At 68.0% G+C, this 1,774-nt stretch carries 3 protein-coding genes; 2 read left to right on the forward strand and 1 reads right to left on the reverse strand.

The features are described from left to right. Nucleotides 1-509: 509 nt before the first annotated feature. Both ACWD1Z_RS37295 and ACWD1Z_RS37300 read left to right on the forward strand, forming a co-directional pair. On the forward strand, nt 510-707 hold the full coding sequence (locus ACWD1Z_RS37295; protein ID WP_451125339.1) for a toxin-antitoxin system HicB family antitoxin: 198 nt from the start codon (nt 510-512) through the stop codon (nt 705-707). Further along, nucleotides 704-1,000: a hypothetical protein gene (locus ACWD1Z_RS37300; protein ID WP_451125341.1), complete on the forward strand. Its 297-nt coding sequence runs from the start codon at nt 704-706 to the stop codon at nt 998-1,000. The genes ACWD1Z_RS37295 and ACWD1Z_RS37300 overlap by 4 nt, the downstream gene beginning before the upstream one ends. A gap of 244 nt (nt 1,001-1,244) precedes the next feature. Here the strand turns inward: ACWD1Z_RS37300 and ACWD1Z_RS37305 are convergent, their stop codons facing one another. After that, nucleotides 1,245-1,631, reverse strand: a complete 387-nt coding sequence (locus tag ACWD1Z_RS37305) for a hypothetical protein (protein ID WP_451125343.1) — start codon at nt 1,629-1,631, stop codon at nt 1,245-1,247. Between the last annotated feature and the right edge of the window lie 143 nt (nt 1,632-1,774).

The following is a 1,774-nucleotide window of genomic DNA, read 5'->3' on the forward strand; positions in this document are numbered from 1 at the left end:
CAACACCACCGTCATGACCATCAGCCGCGCAGTGAAAGACGTCCGCCCGCTCCTCGAAGCCCATAGCGTTCATATCCCCGCCTCAACAGCGGCAGTGGGGCTCAGAAGGTGGTGTCGATCAGCGGGGGCTGGCCGACGCGGTCGAGGAACCCATGAGCAGTCTTGACCCGTCGGCCGGGACGCGCCCGCCCAGGGGGACCGGCGGCGTCGGGGGCGTCGGAGAGGGAGTGCGCGAGCGTCTGGACGTGGCCTACACCCCGTTCCCCCCGGCTGCTGAAGGCCGCCGTCCTTGCTGTGACCGGCTGTGTCCGGCCGTGAGCCGGGGGCCCGACTGGTCAAGGCTCTGCATGTCGCGGTTAGCCCGCTCGCCCCTCCTGCAGCTGATACGCGCTGTCCCGGACCCGGCAATCCCAGGCCCGCGAGAGGCGACCCGCTCTTCTAGGGCACGCGCATGAGCCCGTTTCTGCAACCACCTCACGCCACCAAAAAGCGGGGTCTATCATGCAACTATGTCTGTCACCACAATGACACTGCGTGTCCCGGACGACATCGCCCCCTCGATCCGGGCAGCCGCGTCCGAGGCCGGCCTGAGCGTGAACGCCTACATCGTGCGCGCGGCCCGCCGCGCCGCCACGCTCGATGCCGCGCGGCAGCTCGCCGCGCTCGGCCTCGGCGACGACCTGGCGGGCGAGGGCGACACTCTGTGAACCGTGGTGAGATCTGGTCGCTCCCCGACGGTCGCAACGTCCTGATCATCAGCCTGACGGGTCTGGAGCAGTCGTTCGGTGTCGTGCTCGTGATCGTGCTGCACGAGAGTGGCCGCTACCCCGACACCGCCATGTCGGTGGTCATCGGCGACCCGATCCCATGCACCGCCGTCGCCGTCAACATCACACAGATGCGCACCGAGCGGTTCGACGGTGCGAAGCTCCTCGGCCGCATCGACGCGGCGGCGATGAGCCGAGTCGACGCGGCCCTGCGCGCCGTCCAGGACCTGTGACCACCTGGGGCGGCCCCGGCTCGACGTCTGCGGGCGTCCGGTGGCGGGCGCGGTTCGGTGTTCTATGCGCTGAGCCGCCTGGTCCCGCGCGGCCTGCTCGACCTCAACCAGGCGGTCCGTGAGACTCACTTCTGTCGCATTGGTTGCATTCTTGCCGCGATCAAGTATTCGGGACTGCGATCCGCACTGTGTCCAGGCAGCGGGGCGGCCGGTGATCTTCCAGAGCGCGGACACGGTCCGTGTCTCAGCCGCGTTGGTCCGGGTCGAACCCGGCCAGCCCCGTCCCGAGAAGGATGTATGCGGCGAGGGCGAGGGCCGGTATGTGCCCGCCCGGGTGGTCGATGTCATCGATGTAGTACCCGGACAGTCCCAGCCAGACCAGCCCACCGACGATCACCAGTGCGACGTTCCCGGTCTCGCCCATCACCCGCATGCCCGCCAACAGCAGCAGCGGCATGAGAGCCCAGGAAGCGGCCGTGGTGAGGAGGAACTCGAAGCTGTCGGCGAAAGCGTTGTCGCTTTCGACCTCACTGTCGCGCGCCGAAGCGAAGCCGGACGACATGAGGGTGTGGCAGGCCGCGGTGGCGACGACGACGGTGACAGCGCCTTTGACGGATCGTACGTATCGCATGGGAGTCCTCGCTCTTGGCAGGCCGTGGGCCCCAACACAGTGTGTTGGGGGCCCCGGGGGGGGGTGTGTGGTGTGAGGTCTTACATTACGGGTTGTGGGGAGGTGCTGCGTTTAGGTGCGTAGTGGTTGCCAATCCGTTTGGG

The sequence above is a fragment of the Streptomyces sp. NPDC002784 genome, from assembly GCF_053592135.1.